Source organism: Beduini massiliensis (genome assembly GCF_000829905.1).
Taxonomy (GTDB): Bacteria; Bacillota_I; Bacilli_A; order Erysipelotrichales; family Coprobacillaceae; genus Beduini; species Beduini massiliensis.
Window position 1 is genome coordinate 249,786 of record NZ_CDPP01000004.1, and the last position, 20,013, is coordinate 269,798.

At 37.2% G+C, this 20,013-nt stretch carries 18 protein-coding genes; 1 reads left to right on the forward strand and 17 read right to left on the reverse strand.

The features are described 5' to 3' along the window. Window positions 1-4: 4 nt before the first annotated feature. Complete coding sequence (locus tag BN1225_RS05040; RefSeq protein ID WP_041138705.1) at window positions 5-745, reverse strand: sigma-E processing peptidase SpoIIGA; 741 nt, start codon at window positions 743-745, stop codon at window positions 5-7. Window positions 746-839: 94 nt separating this feature from the next. Here BN1225_RS05040 and BN1225_RS05045 point away from each other — a divergent pair, with 94 nt between their 5' ends. Next, on the forward strand, window positions 840-1,205 hold the full coding sequence (locus BN1225_RS05045; RefSeq protein ID WP_041138706.1) for a MazG nucleotide pyrophosphohydrolase domain-containing protein: 366 nt from the start codon (window positions 840-842) through the stop codon (window positions 1,203-1,205). Between the two features lie 63 nt (window positions 1,206-1,268). Here the strand turns inward: BN1225_RS05045 and proC are convergent, their stop codons facing one another. The 16 genes from proC to mraZ form a co-directional block, all read right to left on the reverse strand. Then, entirely contained in the window at window positions 1,269-2,045 is a 777-nt protein-coding gene (gene proC / locus BN1225_RS05050; protein ID WP_197066538.1) for a pyrroline-5-carboxylate reductase, read from the reverse strand. Between the two features lie 50 nt (window positions 2,046-2,095). Then, window positions 2,096-3,217 carry a cell division protein FtsZ gene (gene ftsZ / locus BN1225_RS05055; RefSeq protein ID WP_041138708.1) on the reverse strand — a complete coding sequence of 374 codons (1,122 nt, stop codon included), beginning with the start codon at window positions 3,215-3,217 and terminating at the stop codon, window positions 2,096-2,098. Window positions 3,218-3,231: 14 nt separating this feature from the next. Continuing rightward, window positions 3,232-4,494: a cell division protein FtsA gene (ftsA, locus tag BN1225_RS05060; protein ID WP_041138709.1), complete on the reverse strand. Its 1,263-nt coding sequence runs from the start codon at window positions 4,492-4,494 to the stop codon at window positions 3,232-3,234. 124 nt (window positions 4,495-4,618) lie between these two features. Continuing rightward, window positions 4,619-5,455 carry a GNAT family N-acetyltransferase gene (locus BN1225_RS05065; RefSeq protein ID WP_041138710.1) on the reverse strand — a complete coding sequence of 279 codons (837 nt, stop codon included), beginning with the start codon at window positions 5,453-5,455 and terminating at the stop codon, window positions 4,619-4,621. Window positions 5,456-5,488: 33 nt separating this feature from the next. After that, window positions 5,489-6,250: a cell division protein FtsQ/DivIB gene (locus tag BN1225_RS05070; protein ID WP_041138711.1), complete on the reverse strand. Its 762-nt coding sequence runs from the start codon at window positions 6,248-6,250 to the stop codon at window positions 5,489-5,491. 3 nt (window positions 6,251-6,253) lie between these two features. Continuing rightward, entirely contained in the window at window positions 6,254-7,165 is a 912-nt protein-coding gene (gene murB, locus BN1225_RS05075; RefSeq protein WP_041138712.1) for a UDP-N-acetylmuramate dehydrogenase, read from the reverse strand. Between the two features lie 10 nt (window positions 7,166-7,175). Continuing rightward, on the reverse strand, window positions 7,176-8,264 hold the full coding sequence (murG, locus tag BN1225_RS05080; protein ID WP_041138713.1) for an undecaprenyldiphospho-muramoylpentapeptide beta-N-acetylglucosaminyltransferase: 1,089 nt from the start codon (window positions 8,262-8,264) through the stop codon (window positions 7,176-7,178). Between the two features lie 33 nt (window positions 8,265-8,297). After that, the gene (spoVE, locus tag BN1225_RS05085; RefSeq protein ID WP_041138714.1) at window positions 8,298-9,374 is read right to left on the reverse strand and encodes a stage V sporulation protein E; all 1,077 of its coding nucleotides are present in this window, start codon (window positions 9,372-9,374) and stop codon (window positions 8,298-8,300) included. 218 nt (window positions 9,375-9,592) lie between these two features. After that, window positions 9,593-10,786 carry an ATP-binding protein gene (locus tag BN1225_RS05090; RefSeq protein ID WP_317621628.1) on the reverse strand — a complete coding sequence of 398 codons (1,194 nt, stop codon included), beginning with the start codon at window positions 10,784-10,786 and terminating at the stop codon, window positions 9,593-9,595. A 550-nt stretch (window positions 10,787-11,336) separates the two neighbouring features. After that, window positions 11,337-12,683, reverse strand: a complete 1,347-nt coding sequence (murD, locus tag BN1225_RS05095) for a UDP-N-acetylmuramoyl-L-alanine--D-glutamate ligase (protein WP_041138716.1) — start codon at window positions 12,681-12,683, stop codon at window positions 11,337-11,339. A 1-nt stretch (window position 12,684) separates the two neighbouring features. Continuing rightward, a complete protein-coding gene (mraY, locus tag BN1225_RS05100) occupies window positions 12,685-13,659 on the reverse strand; it encodes a phospho-N-acetylmuramoyl-pentapeptide-transferase (RefSeq protein ID WP_041138717.1) in 975 nt (324 codons plus the stop codon). 239 nt (window positions 13,660-13,898) lie between these two features. Continuing rightward, window positions 13,899-15,812, reverse strand: a complete 1,914-nt coding sequence (locus BN1225_RS05105; protein ID WP_041138718.1) for a penicillin-binding transpeptidase domain-containing protein — start codon at window positions 15,810-15,812, stop codon at window positions 13,899-13,901. Window positions 15,813-16,173: 361 nt separating this feature from the next. Next, on the reverse strand, window positions 16,174-18,291 hold the full coding sequence (locus BN1225_RS05110; protein ID WP_041138719.1) for a penicillin-binding protein: 2,118 nt from the start codon (window positions 18,289-18,291) through the stop codon (window positions 16,174-16,176). Window positions 18,292-18,296: 5 nt separating this feature from the next. After that, complete coding sequence (locus BN1225_RS05115; RefSeq protein WP_147585178.1) at window positions 18,297-18,587, reverse strand: hypothetical protein; 291 nt, start codon at window positions 18,585-18,587, stop codon at window positions 18,297-18,299. Next, the gene (gene rsmH / locus BN1225_RS05120; protein ID WP_041138721.1) at window positions 18,571-19,515 is read right to left on the reverse strand and encodes a 16S rRNA (cytosine(1402)-N(4))-methyltransferase RsmH; all 945 of its coding nucleotides are present in this window, start codon (window positions 19,513-19,515) and stop codon (window positions 18,571-18,573) included. The genes BN1225_RS05115 and rsmH overlap by 17 nt, the downstream gene beginning before the upstream one ends. 11 nt (window positions 19,516-19,526) lie before the next feature. Next, window positions 19,527-19,952 carry a division/cell wall cluster transcriptional repressor MraZ gene (gene mraZ, locus BN1225_RS05125; RefSeq protein ID WP_242857695.1) on the reverse strand — a complete coding sequence of 142 codons (426 nt, stop codon included), beginning with the start codon at window positions 19,950-19,952 and terminating at the stop codon, window positions 19,527-19,529. Window positions 19,953-20,013: the final 61 nt, after the last annotated feature.

Consider the following 20,013-nt stretch of genomic DNA (forward strand, 5'->3'; position numbering starts at 1 on the left):
ATCCTCACCCCTTATATAGTAAAGCCACATTCAGTAAACAGTCACCATCAATACTCATCTCATTGACAATGCCCAAATAACTTTCGACATACCGTTCTTTTCCAATTTGTATATTACGCAGATAAACGATATGGATATCACTATGCCCATTAACAGTTTGGATATCAATCGTTTCATAACGGTCTTCTTTTAAGAGCCCTTCTTTGATAAAGATGATCGGTATGCCCTGATAAGTCGCTTTATTTCCAGTATCCAGATAGCCTTTTAACTGGTAATCTTCTCCACGATAAGTAAACTGTACCGGATAATAAAGCTGCTTTAAGGCAAGATTTCTTTTTAAAAAGAAGGCATGTGCCAAATAACACACTACGACTAATAATAAGAAAGCCATCGTGATCAATAGGTTCTCAAAACGATAGATCACAAATATTCCATGCAAAAACGTAGAATATGTATTGATCTTTAATAATACAAAAACAAAAAAATGATATGAAATCATATAAGAACAATAAAAAAGGAAGCTTTCTTTTTTATAGAATAAGAGATGGATCAAAAAGATTATGAAATACATCATCAAACTAGGCAATTTAATATAAAGATTAAAGGAAATTAAAGAAATTAGAATCAAATAAACGATGATTTCTTTTTTTATCAGTAATTTATTGACAAAAATCAAAGCTGACAAGAAACATATTCCATGCAGTAAGATTTGTTGTAGAATAATACTTTCGATATAGACTTCCATCGATCCACCTCCCTTACATCATAGTCTTTTATCCACGCAAAACTTGTCGATTAGTCAAGACTGTACTATAATTATTCAAAAGGGAGATGAAACCATGGATTTAAAAATATCGGAAATGATGGCAATGCAAGAAGAACTCTATCAAGCAAATAAAGAAGATTGGTCTCCGATTATTCCATCAGTAGGAAAAAGTAAGCTGTTATGGATGATTGAAGAAGTAGGAGAAGTGATCTCGATCATCAAAAAGAAATCAGAAGATGACATCATGAATAATCCTACCGTAAGGGAAGCTTTTGTAGAGGAAATGGCAGATGTTTTGATGTATTATCAAGATGTTTTACGCTGTTATCAAGTCAGCAGTGAAGAAATTTCAAATGCTTATATGAAAAAACATCGGCACAATCTTGAACGCCATTTTAAACAGGAGCATGCCGCTTATTTAAAAAAAGAAAACAAATAAAAAGACAAACGGGGTTTTAAAGTCCCCATTTGTCTGTGAACGAATGAAAGCCATGGCTTTCTTTTATTTTTTTAATGATTCACTGATAGCATGAATAACGGTTGAACGGAAATTTCCATCTTCTAACGCATTAACACCTAAGATCGTTGATCCTCCCGGTGAGCAGACTTGATCTTTTAAGATCCCCGGATGAAGTTTTGTTTTTAACTGCATTTTCCCGGCTCCGACAACACTCTGACTGGCTAACTTATAAGCGAGGTCACGTGGCAGTCCGTGTTTGACTCCGCCATCCGCCATGGCTTCAATAAGCATATATATATAAGCCGGACTGCATCCGCTCATGGCTCCGCCTGCTCCCATTAGATGACTCGGTAATGTTTCTACTTCCCCGATACTTTCAAACAACCCTTTAGCAAATTTGAATTCATCTTCACTCAGAGAATGGCTTGCTTCTAAAAGCGACATCCCTTCACCAACCAAACAAGGTGTATTGGGCATAATAAATAAATGACGTGTTGTTTCATCTAATAAGGTATTGTAACGTTCAAAATCATAGCCTAAAGCAATAGACAATAAAGCTTTATGCTTTAAACGTTCTCTTTGTGCCAAGATCATGTCATCAATCCCATTAGGCTTAATGGCAACCATCACCATTTCACATCGATCAATTAATTCCTCGATGGTTGTACAAGGAATAGTCTTTGAATCCATCGCAAAAGTGTTTACTTTGTCTTGGTCAATATCATAGATACACACTTCTTCCGGTTTTAAATAATGATGTTTCAGGGCTCCCATTAAGATTGCTGATCCCATATTTCCAATTCCGATAAATCCTAACATCTTCATTCTCCTCTCTGATAAAAAAAGACACCTGACGTGTCTTTTCAATATTAGTTTCTTCTGCTTTGCAAGAATACTGAGTATTCTTCATCATCGTCATCATCATAATCATCTTCCTCAATGGGTGAAGCATTTCTTCTTCCGCCAACAGGAACCGTTGATTCAAATCGCGGTGATGATGTTCTTACTCCTGGTTTTGCATTGAATGTAGGCATCGTCTGTTCAACGTTTTCTTCAAATCCGGTAGCAATAACTGTCACGATAACATTATCGTCTAAGCTTTCATTAATTGCTACCCCGAAAATTGTATTTAAGTCGCTGCCAACCGCATCGCGAATCACTTCCACTGCAGTATTAGCATCATAAAGAGACAACGATTCTCCACCGGTAACATTGATGATTGCATCTTTAGCCCCTTCAATCGATACTTCCAATAATGGGGAAGAAATGGCACGTTGAGCCGCTTCTACCGCTTTGTTTTCACCGTTAGCCATTCCGATTCCGATCAAGGCTTTACCACGATCTGCCATAACCGATTTGATATCTGCGAAATCTAAGTTGATAAATGCCGGAATAGCAATTAAATCTGTGATGGTCTGAACCCCTTGACGAAGCACATTATCGGCTTCTCTAAATGATTCTTTTAACGGTTTATTTCCGATGATTTCCAATAAACGGTCGTTTGAAACAATAATGATTGAATCAACGTTTTCTGAAAATTCTTCAATTCCCTGCAATGCCTGACTGCTGCGTTTTGGTCCTTCAAACGTGAATGGTTTGGTAACGACACCGACTGTTAATGCACCTAAATCTTTTGCGATTTTAGCGATTACTGGAGCAGCCCCTGTTCCAGTTCCGCCACCCATTCCGGCAGCCACAAAGATCATGTTGGCACCTGCTAAGGCAGCTCTGATTTCTTCTTCTGATTCTTGAGCTGCTTTACGTCCGATTTCCGGATTACCACCAGCCCCTAATCCTTTTGTTAATTCTTTTCCCAATACTAATTGGTTTTTGACGTTAATTCCTTTTAATATCTGAGCATCGGTATTCGCAACATAAAATTCAACTCCTTGAACTCCATCGTCCACCATGCGGTTTACTGCATTGCAGCCTCCGCCCCCGACACCGATTACTTTAATTTTTGCGACAGTTGCCATTCCGTTTGAATCCATTCTATTCTCCTCCATTATTCCTCTTCTGTGACAAAGCGATCAATTAGTTTTTTTATTTTTCCTTCAGTAGGATTCGTATTTGTTTTGGTTAGTCCCTTAAATCGAAGAGACATCGTATTGGAAATATCCGGCAATACGACCGATGATATGACATCTCCATATATCTTGTTTCGATCCACTAGGTAATAAATCATCCCTAATGCTGAAACGTAATTCATTTTTCTAACACCAATTGCCTGCGGACGATAACATCTGACCGGTCTGCCCAGTACATTTCTTGCGACCTTATCGAACCCTTCAATCTCAGCGCCGCCACCGATAATGACAATTTCATATTTTTTGTCTTCACCAAGGATCGCCAATTTTTCTTTCACTTTAAGCATTAACTCTTCTACTCCGCCATACAGCAGCATAGAAAGATCATATTTCGTATAGTTGTGTACATCACTGCCATCTTTTGTAGAATGAATGATATCTTGTTCTTTCATTTCCACATTACAGCTTCCGTACTTGATTTTATAGGTTTCTGCTTTAGCAATTGGAATCTGCCAGTTCATTGCGACTTTTTTGGATAAATCATATCCGCCTTCCGCTGTTAACGTGACATATTTTAAGAAGCCATCTTCAAAATATGAAATCGTAGATGAATGATGTCCAACATCTACCAACACTGCTCCATCATGCAAATAAGCTTCATCAAACACTTCTTTTGCCGCAGAGTAAGCATTGATACTGACATACAGAATATCCAAGCCGGATCCTTCCACCACACGAATGTAAGGGTAAAGAATTTTCTTGGTCGTTGTAATCGCCAGAACATCTACCTTAATTGAATAAGCAGTCTTATTCAAGGGGGCCTCATAGCTTGACTGCTCCCCAAAATAATACATCACCGGTATCATTGAAACAAGCGCTTCATTTTTTCTTCTTTCAAACTTAGAAGCTTTTCCCAGTGCCTTTTCGATATCCGTTGAACGAATCTTATGATCTGTCGATAAGATCTGAGCACTGCCGCTTACTGAATACAGACGGCATTGATTTGCCGGGATATTAAGCAATACACTCGTAATTTTCGCATCCAATGAAGCCTCAGCTTCCTGAATCAGTTTAGCGATATCCTGCTTAACAGCTTCCTCATCAATAATGAGCCCTTTTTTAATTCCATGTGATGGGAGATGACTTGCAAATAATACCTGTACGTTAGTATTGAGCATTTCTCCAACCACCAATTTGATTGTTGAAGATCCAATATCCAAACTAGCATAGACTTTCTTCACAATATCACCATCCTTATAATATACTACTTCCTCATAATATCATATTTGTCCTCGATTTTAAATACTTTTCCAAGATGTTGACAAGGAAATTACCAAAAAATATGACTAATTTTTATCATCTTCGTTAAATTGCGAAAACAATATCTTGTTTATCTTCAATTATTTTATAACCAATACTTTTATAAGCTTTATTGGAAGCAGGATTGTTCTGATCGACATAGAGACAGGCGAACTCAAATTCCTGTGCAAAAATCACTTTAGAAAGTTCACTCATCATCTGTTTGGCATAACCTTTTCCGCGATATTTTGGCAAGGTATAAACCAGTCCAACCGATACGCCGCGAACCAATTTGCGGGTAATCGCACACATCGCCACGAGTTGATCCCCTACTTTATAAAAGAACAGTTCTTCATTTTCAATATGACGACACATTACTGGTCGATACTCATTAATATCGGTGTCTTCATGGAAGCAATCCTTATAAAATCCGCGATAGTTATCCAAAGCAAAATCGAGATCGTCAAGGGTCGCATAAATTAACGAACCTGTCGAAATTTGTTCGATTAAATCTCCCTTTTTTAATTCCATAACATCCATTTTAGTTCGTATTTGATACTCTTTGATATCCGCAATTTTTAAATATAAATCTGCAATTTCTTTTGAGGTATTGATCCCTGAGATTTCAATATTCTCTGCTTTCAAATAATCGATCAATGTCTCAATCATCTTTGCATCGACATCGTCCAACGCATGAATCAACATACGATAAGGACGAGTATATTGAAAAAACAGATACGTCTTTTGATCATCTTCAACGGTTCCGATCAGACAATCTGCCTGTGGATTTTCAATCGCTTTTTGACAGTTTGTAATGATGAGCTGATAAACCGCTTCTTTGCTTAACAATTCTTTTTGATAACGTTCATAAAATTCCTTTGGTGTATAACGTTTTATTTTCATAAATATCTCCTTTCTAAAAAAGATTAGGTTTCCCTAATCACAGGCACGCTGATAGACATGTCCACCAAGAAAGTCAAAATAACAATTCTCGGAGTTTTGGCTGACCACCGTATTATAATATTGTAACTGATAGACCATATCATCGATACGTACATAGCTTTCTTTATTGTCATCGCTTAAAAGCTTCACTCTCAGGGGATCACTTTCCAACGGTTCAAACATGATGTCGGATAACTGAGTGCGAACACTCTCATCGACTTGCGCAAAGTTTTGTGCAAACTGCTTTAATATCTCTTCATCATTAAACTGATTCAATTGCGGCAAAGACTGCACCTTTCGAATAAGCTCCATATCGCTGATATCTTTTATCGTTCCATTATCAAAGATCACTTTCGCATTCCCGTCCTGCATCTGATAAGCAATCGGTGCACTTTCAGTAATAGAGACGGTTAATCCGTTAAAAATACTTTTTTCAACCGCAACACTTTTGATACCGGAAATCTTACTGATGCGGTCTTTGATGGATGATGACCAACAAAATAAGCGGATGCTGTCTTCATCACAGTTCATTGCCTGCTGGATTTCTTCATTGCTGACAAAATGATTTCCGGAAATGGTGATTGTCTGCAGTCTGGAATAGGGACTGTAGAAATAAGCCCCCAAAGCGATAATCACCAACAAGATAAAAAATACACGCAGACGTCTGACACGTCTTTTCTTTTTATAGGTTTTCTTAATCGTTTCTGCCGGATTTTGATCATATTCATTAATTCTTTGTTTCTTTTTCTTACTCATGACTTACCAATTCATAAAGCGCACTTCAGTATGTAGTTCTACCTGAAAGCGTTCCATGACAAGAGATTGAATATGTTCGATCAAATTTTTTATATCCTGAGCAGAAGCATAACCGCTGTTGACAATGAAATTAGAATGCTTGGTAGATACTCGCGCATGTCCGATGCTGTATCCGCGTAATCCGCATTCATCAATATATTTCCATGCCGGCTGCTGATCTGGATTACGGAAAACACTCCCAGCACAAGGACGATCCCAAGGCTGTGTTGCCATTCGTTTTGCCTTACGGTTTTTCATAACTTCTTTAATTTCTTCCTTATCTCCATGTGTCAATTCAAATTTAGCTTCCAGCACCACCCAATCCGGATGATCTTGTAAGATTGAATAACGATAAGAAAACTGCATCTCTTCTTTTTTATACGTAACGATTTCTCCGGCACTATTTAATAGAGTGACTTCTGACAGCACAGCCGCTACATCGCTTAAATATGCCCCTGCATTCATATAGACAACCCCTCCGACACTTGCCGGAATACCGGAAATAAATTCCAAACCGCTTAACCCATGATTAGCGGCAGATAACGCCATTTTAATCACTGATGCCCCGGCTTGTGCCATAATGGTATGATCCAAAATGTCAATCTTATTAAAATACTGGTTCAAAGATAAAATAAGTCCATCAAATTCTTTATCGGAAAATAAAACATTCGATCCCCTGCCAATAACATAGTAAGGGACATGATGTTTTTTAATCATTTTCATGATGGTTTGTAAAGCGGGAATGTCTTTGACTTCAATAAAAGCTCTTGCCGGTCCGCCGACTTTATAGGTCGTATGTTTATACATGGGTTCAAATTCTAAAATATCCCCCACTTCTGCTTCATTTAGTTGTGTAATAATCGCTTCAAAATCCATAAGCATTCCTCTACTTTCCAATCAACTCCATCATGACTTTACTAATATCTGCACAGGCATTGACTTTTCCTAATTTCTTTGCATTTTCTTTCATTGTTATTAATGTAAATGAATCATTAAACAGTTGATCGATTTCTTCAATCAAACGTTCACTGGTCAATTCATTTTCTTTAATCATTCTCGCCGCTTGCTTATTCACTAATTCCATCGCATTGTATTCCTGATGATTACTTGCAACATAAGGACTAGGAATCAAAATCATGGCAGATCCTAAAGCCGTTAACTCCGCAATCGTCGAAGCACCGGCACGGCTGACAACAAGGTCACAAGCACTTAACAAACTTGGCATATCGTTAATATAAGGCACAATCGATACATTATGCGGTACCTGTTGTACTTCTTGGATCATTTTATCATAGCCGTTTTTCCCTGTCACTAAAATGATCTGATACGTTTTATCTTTAAATTTTTCAACAGTGTCTTTTAAAATATCATTGACCGTTGCAGACCCTAAACTTCCCATAACGATCAGCACTGTTTTTTTGTTTGGATCTAAATGATATTTCTTTTTGATATCCAAATCCTTCTTACTTTCAACCACTTCTGTTGCACGGGGATTTCCCAGCAGCAATGTCTTTTCTTTAGGAAAATTTTCATAAGCTTTATCGTAACAGCAAATGATCTTATCCACCCTTTTAATCAAAATTTTATTGGCTAACCCAATCAATGAGTTTTGTTCATGGATCATCGTTTTGATTCCTAATGAACTCGCAGACATGACGATTGAGGCACTGACATAACCGCCAAAGCCAATCACAAGATCCGGTTTGAATTCTTTCACGATTTTTCTTGTCACTCTCAATGATGCCGCAAAAACACCTAATGCCTTTGCTTTTTGCAGTGGGCTACCTGCAAGTCCTAAAACATGAACCCCTCTATATGCATATCCCATTTCCGGGATGACTTTCGATTCTAAACGATTCGTTGTCCCAACAAATAAAAATTCTGTTGAGTCATAATGCGATTCTATATATTTTGCCAGAGCAATCGCCGGATATAAGTGTCCGCCAGTTCCTCCTGTCGCAAAGATGATTTTCATATTCATCACTCCTCAACTTCATAGTATATCATATTATCCGTTAAATTGTTCAATATTTATTAATATTCCCACACAGGTCATGACGATGGTTAAACTGGTTCCACCATATGACATAAACGGCAATGTGACTCCGGTTACCGGGAACAATCCTACTACTACCCCTAGGTTGATCATGATCTGGATACCCAACATCGCAGTAATCCCCAATGCTAAAAAAGTTCCGAATAAATCCTTAGAATCAAGGGCAATACGAATTCCTCTGATAATCAAATAAAGATACAGACACACCACTAATCCCGCTCCGATCAAGCCGAATTCTTCGCAGATGATCGCAAAGATGAAATCGGTCTGTGGTTCTGGCAAGTAGAAATGTTTCTGAACACTGTTGTCAAAGCCAACCCCTAATAATCCACCGGGACCTATCGCATATAAAGACTGAATCATTTGAAATCCGCTTCCTAAAGGATCCTGAAACGGATCTAAATAAGCAACAATACGTGCCAATCGATAAGGTGCAGAGGCAATCAGTCCTATTAGTCCGGCAACTCCACCGATTCCTAACCAAACAAAATAGATAAACTTAAATGGTGACGCAATGATCATGATGACAATGCTTGCCAACATGACAACCCCGGTCCCAAAGTCTGGCTGCAGCATAATCAAGGCAAACCCTAGAAAAGCAACTGCCAGTAAAGTCAAAGCATAGCGTGCTTTTTTTAAATAATGATAATAAATGCTGATATATTTGGCAGCAAAAATAATCATCCCAATCTTAAAGAGTTCGGACGGCTGCAAAGAAATAGAGCCAATCGCAAACCATGATCGTGATCCTCCACGTACCATTCCCAATCCGGGAATCAAAACCAAAATCAAGAGAATGAAACAAACAATTAAAATCTTAAGGGCATGTTTTTGATAGAAATGATAGTCAATATGTATCGTACAAAACATCCCCACTAAACCCACTACAGCAAATAAAGCCTGTCTTTTAATATAATAGAAGCTGTCATTAAACTTGGCTTCCGCCCAGATATGGCTGGAACTGTATACCATGATTAACCCGATGGCAACTAAAATTAAAGTGGCTATTAACAAACGCTTTTTTTTCATATATTTTCACCCATTTATAATATATGAAAAAAAGAGTGTGACTTATTCACACTCTAGTAAATTTACAGTTGGCATATTTTATGCTTGTAATATGAAATGAATATATAAAAAATCTCTCATGTGATTATTATCGTTTTGTGAAGCCTGATATAGCATAATTTTTTTACTGTGTCCACTTAAAGGGTATATTGATAACATTCTTTATTTGTTCCTTATATTTAATTCCAATCATCTGCCAATAAAAAATCACGAATGTTTCGATGTTTAATACCATTACGACTCATATCAAATTCATCTAATGAAACAACATATTTTGGATAATTGTCACTTACTAAATCATAGACACCAAATTCTCTTTGAATTGTATTTTCATCAGCTAAAAGATAAGTGACTTGAACATAGAGCTTTTCATCTTGTTTTTTACATACAAAGTCAATTTCTTTACTCGCTACTTTTCCAATGGTTACATGATACCCTCTACGAATCAGTTCCATATAAATAATATTTTCTAATACTAAATTGATATCTTTCATATTCCCACCAAATACTGCTTCTCTTACACCATGATCTGCAATATAATACTTTTCATTAGTAGCTAATATTTGTTTGCCTTGTATATCCTCACGTTTAACCTTATAGAACAAATAAGCATCACAACAATATTGAATATAATTGAGTACAGTATCTACAGAAACAGTTCGATGTTCATTTTTAAAGTATTTAACAACCGATGTGGCTGAGAATGTTGTTCCAACATTAGCCATTATATATGCAATAATTCTTTCTAATAAGTCTATATCACGAATTTTATTACGTTTAACAATATCCTTAAGTTGAACCGAATTGAATAAATCAGATAAATATTGTTTTGATGGTTCTTGTTTATATTGAAGATTTACTAAATAAGGCATTCCTCCTGTAAGTATATACTTTTGAAAACAAGATTGGATAGAGATGTTTGAATCAATAGATTGATACAAATCAATAAATTCTTTAAAAGAAAAAGGATAAATGACAAATTCAACATAGCGACCAGCTAAATAAGTCGTTAATTCACTTGATAATAATTTTGCGTTAGACCCTGTAATATAAATATCACAATCTAATGATACTCTTAGTGAATTAATACATTTTTCCCATTCTTCAACTTCTTGTATTTCATCAAAAAATAAATATACTTTACCTTCAATCGTTTCTATTCGCTTCAATATTTCGTCATTCAATGCTTTTGCATTTAAAAGATGACTATATCTCATATCTTCAAAATTGATTGAAATAAATTGACTTTTCTTTATCCCTTGACAAATCAATTCTTCTTGAATCAACTCCAACATTACTGATTTTCCCGATCTTCTTATCCCTGTCAAAACTTTAATTAAATCATTATTAATAAATGGCCTAATCTTATGCATATACATTTCTCGTTTAATCATTGAACATCACATCCTTATCTTATATTCATAGTATAATATTTTTATAATCGATATTCAATTTATTTTTTATATTTCTATCGATTATAATCGACATTTTTATTACAAATAAGACTTTAGAGATTATATTAGATAAAATTGTTTAAAGAAAAAGTTATTGGAATGTTATCTAAAAACTTTATTGGAACATACACTTTCAAATACTTTTATTCTCATCTTTGCTTCAAAATAACGTATTGTATGGGCAATATGCTATTTTTAACCTAGCAACTAGGATTTAATACATCTTTTTTATTTTTTAAATCTTTAATATACTTGATGAATTTTTAAGTTATCACTTCATTAAAAAACCCATTCTCTTGTTGTAAATAAACAACTGTACTCATATAATTCTTACTCGAATGGATATCTTGTCTATACTCAATATTTCATTTTTCCTTATCCTCATAATAGCACAACGATTATAGTTTGACACTCTTAGTGTTCTATCATCAGCGGATTCTGTATCTCTTGAAGAAAAAAAGAGTGTGACTTATTCACACTCTAGCGAATTTACAATTTCTTTAAAACAGCGCCCTCTTTGTTCATAGCCGGTAAACTCATCATAACTGCTGGTAGAAGGTGATAACAGTACGACATCTCCGGCTTCTGCGATTTCTGCCGCCTTTAGGGTCGCTTCCTTTAGATTATGAACCAGCAGACAATCATTTCCCAGCGTTTTCGCAAAACGCTTCCCAGCTGCACCAAAACAAATAACTTTCTTTACATGATCCGTATAGGTCTTTAACTCCGTTAAGTCTAATCCTTTGTCAAATCCACCCAACAACAAAATCAACGGTTCTTTAAATGATTTAATCCCAATAATGGTGGCATCCGTATTCGTTGCTTTTGAATCATTATAGTAACGAACTTGATGAAGTTCACGTACAAATTCAACACGATGCTCCACACCTTTAAATTCTCGAATCACTTTTTGAATATCGACCAATGGAATATCCAGTAATTCCGCAATTGTCAAAGCAATCATCACATTTTGTACATTATGCTTACCCGCTAAGCGTATGTCCTCTACCGCTATAATCGGTTCACTGTCATAATAGATCGTATTGTCTTTGATACACACCATCTCTTCATTTTCCATAGAGAACGGAATAATCGAAGCATGAATCGGATAGCGGTGCGTATACTCGGCAATCGTTGCATCATCTTTATTTAAAATGAAGTAATCCTCTTCATTTTGATTTTCGTAGATCCTCATTTTGGATGTATAATATTCATCCACATTACGCATATAGTCTAAATGATCCGGCGTCAGATTGATAATCGTTGCGATTTCCGGTTTAAATTTTTCTATATTCAGCAACTGGAAATTCGACATCTCAATAATAATATAATTTCCGGCACTCTCTAATAAGTTCTCATTTAGGACTACTTCACATAACGGCGTCCCAATATTCCCTGCCACAAAGGTATTTGAATGAACAGAACGAACAATATCATAGACTAAGGTCGTCGTTGTCGTTTTTCCATTCGTACCGGTAATCGCTACATAATGCTGAGGCATAGCAACCTGAAAAGCTAGTTCTATCTCTGTGTAAATGGGAATATTTCTTTCTTGTAATCGTAAAACAAACGGCATTGTATACTTGATCCCGGGATTTTTCACGACAAAATCAAAATCTCTTTCAAAAAGTTCGTCCGGATGACTGCCGGCAATGACTTCTACACCCATTTCACAAAGCTCATCATAGGCCTCTAATTCAGAAGCTGCTTTCCCTTCATTTACCGTCACTAAAGCTCCGAGTTTAATTAAAAGACGTGTAGCAGCCAGTCCGCTTTTTGCCAGACCTAAGACCAGTACTTTTTTATTTTCCAACATACTATAGTACCCCTAAGACGATTCCAACCATTCCACAGATGAAGCCGCCTAACCAAAATGAGATCACCACTTGCTGTTCTGCCCATCCTAATAATTCAAAATGATGATGGAGCGGTGCCATTTTAAAGACACGTTTCCCGGTTAGTTTAAAACTAGTGACTTGGATAATGACCGATAATGTTTCCACAACAAATACTCCGCCAACCAGCAGCAGTAAAAGTTCTTGTTTCGCAAAAATAGCCAATACCGCCAATAACCCTCCTAAAGAAAGCGATCCGCTGTCTCCCATGAAGATCTTAGCCGGATGATAGTTATACATCATAAACCCTAGCAGTGCACCGATTACTGCCATTCCGTAAATACTGATTGCATACGTCTTGCTCATTAAACCAAAAATCACAAATGGAGCGATTGCCACCATTGATAATCCGGTTGCGAGACCATCTAATCCATCGGACAAGTTAACTCCATTAGAGGTAGCCGTAAACATAAAGTAAACTAAAACCGGATATAAGAATCCTATATCTACAGATGTACGAATCACCGGTATCGTAATAACGGTTGAAAATCCCGGCACGAAGTTCAGTGCCAACACATAAAATAAGACCGCTAAAACAGACTGCATCAAATATTTTTTGGCTGCCGATAACCCTAAGTTTGTTTTTTTAACGACGATTAAATAATCATCTATAAATCCAATCAGACCATAACCCACAAACATCAATGTGATTAAGCCTACAGTTGGGTCCAATATGTATGATGGAAATGTCAAATAAACTGCAATCACTGAAGCAGCAATGAAAACAATCCCACCCATCGTTGGTGTTCCACCTTTAATTTTATGACTCTCTGGTCCTTCTTCTCTTTCTACCTGACCGAATTTCAATTTAGTTAGAAACGGGATGAAACGCGGCATAGCAATAAATGTAATTATGAATCCTAATATAAAACTGAAAAATATTTTCATGAATTCCATCGTATTTCCCCTTTATTTAATTTCCTTAACCATATTAACATAAACACGTCTGCTTTTCAATCAAAGGCAAAAATTAATCTCTAGGCAATTTGTCGCTGATAGTCACACCTTTTTATCTGTTTCTGACTTTTAAAAGCGCATTTACGAATGTGTTCCTAATTTCAAACAAGTCCATGTGTGCCTGTTAGTTTCACTGTACAATACTTTCTTGCAATATACAAGTCTAAAAAAAGAGGACTCTACGAATCAGAGTCCCCTAACATAATGATGATAGTCGAGCCATCCTCTTGTTTATCATTAACACGCGGTAATTGGTCAATCACAGTATCTCCTTCACCGACAAATTTAAACTTGAAATGGTCACTCTTGACTTCGCTCTTACTTAAACCAATATATTGATCGACTGTATATTTTGGAATATCCATCCATGTATACGTTTTTTCTTTTTGCTCTGTTACCTTTTCAACCCCTAAGACATTTAATACATCCACTAAGATTTTTCTTGCAATCGGAGCAACCGTTGTCCCTCCATACTGAACACAGTTTTTAGCGTTATCCATCGCAATATAAAGGACAACTTCCGGATCGTCAACCGGTGCCACGCCTAAAAAGGAAAGAATATAGCCACCACCGACATAGCTTCCATCCACTGCCTTTTGAGCCGTTCCGGTTTTTCCACCGATGCGATAACCTTCAATATAAGCATTTTTACCTCCGCCGTTTGCGACTACGCCTTCTAAAGCATCCCGTACTAAAGCAGAAGTTTCCTCACTGATGACATCACGAACATGCGTCGTTGTGGCTTCATAAATAGCTTCTTTGGTATAAGGATTAATGACTTTATTTAAAATATAAGGCTGATTCAAATGCCCGCCATTGACACAGGCACTGACAGCGGTCACTAACTGAATCGGTGTAATCGAAATCCCTTGACCAAATGAAACGGTCGCTTGCTCCAACGGACCGAATTTATCATAGTTGAACATGATTCCGCTGCTTTCTCCGACGAGATCTACACCGGTCTTTTTAGTGAGTCCGAAGTCCTGTACATATTGATACAGCTTATCTTTTCCCAAACGTCTCCCAATTTCCACGAATCCCGGGTTGGAAGAGTTCTGTAAGACTTCTCGGAACGTCTGCAGGCCATGTCCGCCAGCTTTCCACGATTTGATTCTAGCCCCACCAACAATCTCATATCCTTTATCGTAATACGTATCTTTATCCATATCAAACAGCTTTTCATTTAAAGCACTGGCAAATGTAATAATTTTAAAGGTTGATCCCGGTTCATACGTCTTCCATACCGGAATATTTTGATTATACGTTGAAGAATCATAGTCCTGATAATGATTAGGATCAAAATCCGGTTTTGAACAGATCGATAAGATTTCACCCGTCTTGGGATTCATCATCAATGCCCAAATACCATCGGGATTATACGTATCATAAGCATTGTTTAATTCCCTTTCCACAATATCCTGCAAACGTTTATCAATAGTCAGTTCAATATCCATGCCATTTGTCGGATAAACATAATCAGAAGAATAAATCGGCAGGTTATTCCCTTTTGCATCCATATAGTATTCAATGCTGCCATTCTTTCCACTCAAATAATCATTATATTTAAGTTCTAGTCCAGCCAGACCCTGATTATCAATACCAACAAAACCCAACGTCTGCGCTAAATAATTCCCATTTGGATAATAACGTTTCGTATCTTTGATCAGATATACCCCGGGAATTTTAAGGTTGTCAATCGCAAGAGATTGATCTTCACTCAACTGACGTCCTTCCGGTGAAATACGCTGGATTGATACTTTCTTAGATAGTTTTGCAAGCAACGTTGCTTCATCGCATTGCAAAATAGGTGCTAAGGCACTGGCAGCGCTGATTGGATCCTTGATCTGTGACGGAATGACGACTAAAGAAGATGTCGTCAGATTGGTAACAATTGAGTCCCCATTACGATCTAAAATTTCGCCGCGGGTTGCTTCAATCGGAAAACTTCGCTGCCATAGTGTCGTAGCCTTCTCACTCAGCGTGTAGTAACTCACGATTTGAATATAAAACAGTTTTAAAATGATACATAAACAAATAAAGATGGCTCCGTATTTTATGTATTTCATTTTCTTTTTGGATATCTCGTACAACATTATGATCACCACCCCTAAATAATATGAAAAAAACCGGTCTTATAGACCAGTTTAATTCGCCAAATAGGATAAATGCCCGCTTGACCACATCAACATGATAACCATAAGCAGACAAACAAATGATGATTGGCATCTCTCACAAAGTCAAAAGAAGCATCAAATAAAAACACATTTATTTTTATAATTAGAATGTCTTATCTTACCACATAAAATCTTTTTTTCGCATGATAGAATAAAAAAGCCGGATACGATCAACTGATATTTCAAGTTTCGATCTTATCCGGCATATTATTTCTTATAAATGTTTTACTTTTTAACCAAGCAATTCTGTCACAGACTATCTATTTATCAAGAAACAGCGTTAAGTCGCATCGACGCTGATTTCCATATCCCCGGAGATGGGTGTCCCTTCCGGTATGCTTTGACTATTGACTGAACCACTTCCATTAAATTGAATATTCATATTGGTCAGTGAACAAAATGAAGAGACATCTTTTCGTGACCAGCCACTCATGTTTGGCATCGTCACGTTGAAGCCATCTGTCAAAAGGAATACTTTACTGTTGACGGCAATCTTTTGCCCCCCTTTAGGCAATTGATCGATAATCGTTTGACCATCGCCGATGACCTCGGCACTTGCCTTGTTGTATTCGACCATACTGCGGGCATAATCAACACTTTGATTTGTAAAGTTATTTAACGTAAACTCCAGAGTACTTTGACTTGTTGTACCGGTCTTTTTCTGATTTAAACTAGATAAAGCACTGCGTACCATGGTTTTCACTAATTCCGGCTGAGCCACAAAACGTGCTTCGGTAACATCACGGCTTCGCATCCCTGTAAAGACGATGATTTCGGGATCATCGTAAGGAGCAAGTCCGGCCAATGAATACGTATATTTGCCACTGGCATAGGCACCGTTTTCGATTAACTCTCCGGTACCGGTTTTACCGAATAAATGAACATCATCCATTTTAAAAGCGGTCCCTGATCCTTTTTCCGGATTATTAATAACCTCCGACATCAATGACTTCACATGCTCAATTGCTTCGCTCGAGAAAATCTTATCACTTTTCTTTGTTTCTGTTTTTTGAACGACAGATTTTGTTTCACTGTCTAATACATAATCTACTACATACGGCTCTACCGTACTTCCATCATTGGCAAATACAGAATAGGCTTTCAGCATTTCCAAGGCTGTCCAGCTTGATGACTGACCGAACCCGGCAGAAATAAAGTCTCGCAAAGACCCGTCCATGTTATCGAGTCCTGCCTGGCTTTGCAGTCCCGATACCGTACTATCTTGAAAGAACCCTAATTTATAGTATTTATCACGCAGTGTTTCTTTAGATACGTAGTTCGTTAAAATCGTCGCGATTGCCGTATTACTTGAACGAATCAATCCATCATTTAAACTCATGGTTCCCCAACCGCTTAAATTCCAATCGGAAATATACTGCCCACCATCACCAACATCGAAACTTCCTGACATAAAGGTTTGATTTAGATCCACTCCTTGATCATAGGCAGTCAGATAAACAAATGGCTTCATGACCGATCCGACTTCATGCGGTGTATTAATAAAAGGGTCATTATATGTTTCAATATCTTTAACATTTGGATCAAAGGATGGTGAAGTAGCAATAGCTAAGATTTTTCCGGTTTTCGCTTCCATCACCGCCGCCCAAACAGCTTCAACAGTGTCGACCTGTGCTAGATTTTTAACCTGCAGTTCCAAATCACGCTGAACGTTGGTATCAATCGTCAAATAAACATCATTTCCATTTTTTGCCTCTATTTTATTGGTCATTCCGTTTGGCAGATTATATCCCAAGGAATCTGTTAAATATTGAATGGTTCCGTTCTTTCCTTTCAAATAATCTTCCATGACAGCTTCCAGTCCCATTTTTCCTTCTATAATTTCATGTTCTTCTTCATTATTAGAAGCAAACCCCAAAATATAAGAAGCAAAATCACCATAACGATAATTACGCTTTGTTTGTGCCGTCAATTCTAATCCGGATAACCCCAAAGCTTCGATTTTACTTTTGGTGGCCGGTGTCAGATCATTCCCATAAGTACCAAACTCTACTAAGTACTGTCCTTCTGATTGCAGAATTTCCAACATATCTTCTTCGGGCATATTTAAAATAGGCGATAAAGCCTTAGCATAAGCAACCGGATCGGTAACATAAGCTGGAACATCCCCGATGTCTTTTCTTGTTTCACTTAAATAAGCGACTAATTTATAAGAAACGATATCCCCTGCCAATAATTCATTATCGGCTGAATAGATACTTCCTCGAGAGGCATAAAGTGTCCGAGTGGTAATCCCATTTCCAGTCGCAAAATCGCGAATATTTTTCCCGCTGATAAAATGAACGCCGCTGATGGATAAATAAATGACATTCAAAGCTAACGCCAAAAAAACAGCGCCGAAGGCAAGCTGCAGCAGGCTAATATGACTGATCTTCTTCATATCAACTACTCACTTGTTACGTACGCTGTTACATCATTATGGCTGTATGAAAAACCCTGACCAGTGGCCACGTCATTTAAATGTGCAAAAGATGTCATATTTTGTCTTTCGATATCTAATCCATCGATATCGCTTTTTAATGTTTGGATTTTTCCCTCTATAATCTGCTGCTCCACATTCATTGAAGATTCAATGGATTTGATAGCTAATCCACCCACGATATAAATACTGAATGCTGCGATTAAACAATATCTGGCTTTCGTTTCAAAGCTTTTCTTTTTATTTTTCTTCATCATTAGCCACCCTCTCTATAACACGCAGTTTTGCCGAGTGTGCACGATGGTTCATTTCCAATTCGTCTGCACTGGCAGTGTACGCTTTCCTATTTATTAGTTTAAACTTCGGTAGAAGATAATCCGGCAGCACTGGCAGTCCGGGTACATTTTTTACTTCTGTCTTTTCTTTAAAAATTGTTTTGCAGATTCGGTCTTCCAACGAATGGAATGTAATCACCGATATTCTGCCCCCCACATTCAACATGCTCAGCCCTTGATTTAAGGCTGATTCAAATACATTTAATTCATCATTCACAGCGATTCGCAATGCCTGAAACGTTCTTTTTGCCGGATGCCCGCCTTTTCGTCGAGCAGGTGCCGGAATTGCCTCTTTCACGATTTCCACAAGTTCAAAAGTTGTTTCAATCGGCTTTTCTTTTCTTCTGCTTTCAATCTTTCTGGCAATTTGCTTTGCAAACTTTTCATCACTATACATATATAATAGCTTTACTATTTTTTCATAAGGATACTCATTGACAATCTGAAAAGCATCTAAGCTCTGACGCTGATCCATTCGCATATCCAAGCGAGAATCATAGTTGTAGCTGAATCCTCGTCCGCCTTCATCAAACTGCGGACTGGATACACCTAAATCAAATAGAATACCATCTACCTTTTCCACCCCTAATTCGTTCAGCTTTTCCTTTAGATGCACAAAATTAGAATGGATAATTGTGAAATGATCGGATATTTCTGATAATTTAGCTTGAGCTGCTTTGATTGCCGTTTCATCTTGATCAAAAGCATATAGATGTCCCGACGTCAGCTGTGACAAAATCTTTGAACTATGACCGCCGCCGCCTAACGTACAGTCCACATAGATTCCATCTTCTTTAATATTTAATCCTGTTACTGCTTCATTAAGCATGACACTGATATGTTCAAACATATTGTTCTCTCCTAAAATTCAAAATCTTCTAAAGATTCAGATATATTTTCAAAATTGTCTTTTTCGTCGTTGTAGTAATCATCCCAAGCCGCAGCATTCCATATTTCCACATGGTCTCCTACTCCCACAATGACACACTCTTTTTCTAAATGTCCTTCATCAACCAAAGGTTTAGGCAAATTAATTCGCCCCAGCTTATCAAATTCAATTTCTGATGCTTTAGCTGTAAATAAACGCACAAAAGTACGTGCCTCTTTTTTATTTGTCGGCATCTTTTGCAGTTTTTCAAATACTTTTTGCCATTGATCTAGCGAATAAACATTCAAGCACCCGTCAAATCCACGGGTCACAACGACTGAAGCATCAAAAGCGTCACGAAACTTAGAAGGCAATGTTAAACGGCCTTTTGTATCAATATTATGTCTAAATTCACCCATGAACATGCCCATATCACCCACTTTGTTCCACTTTTATACACTTCTTACCACTATTATAAGC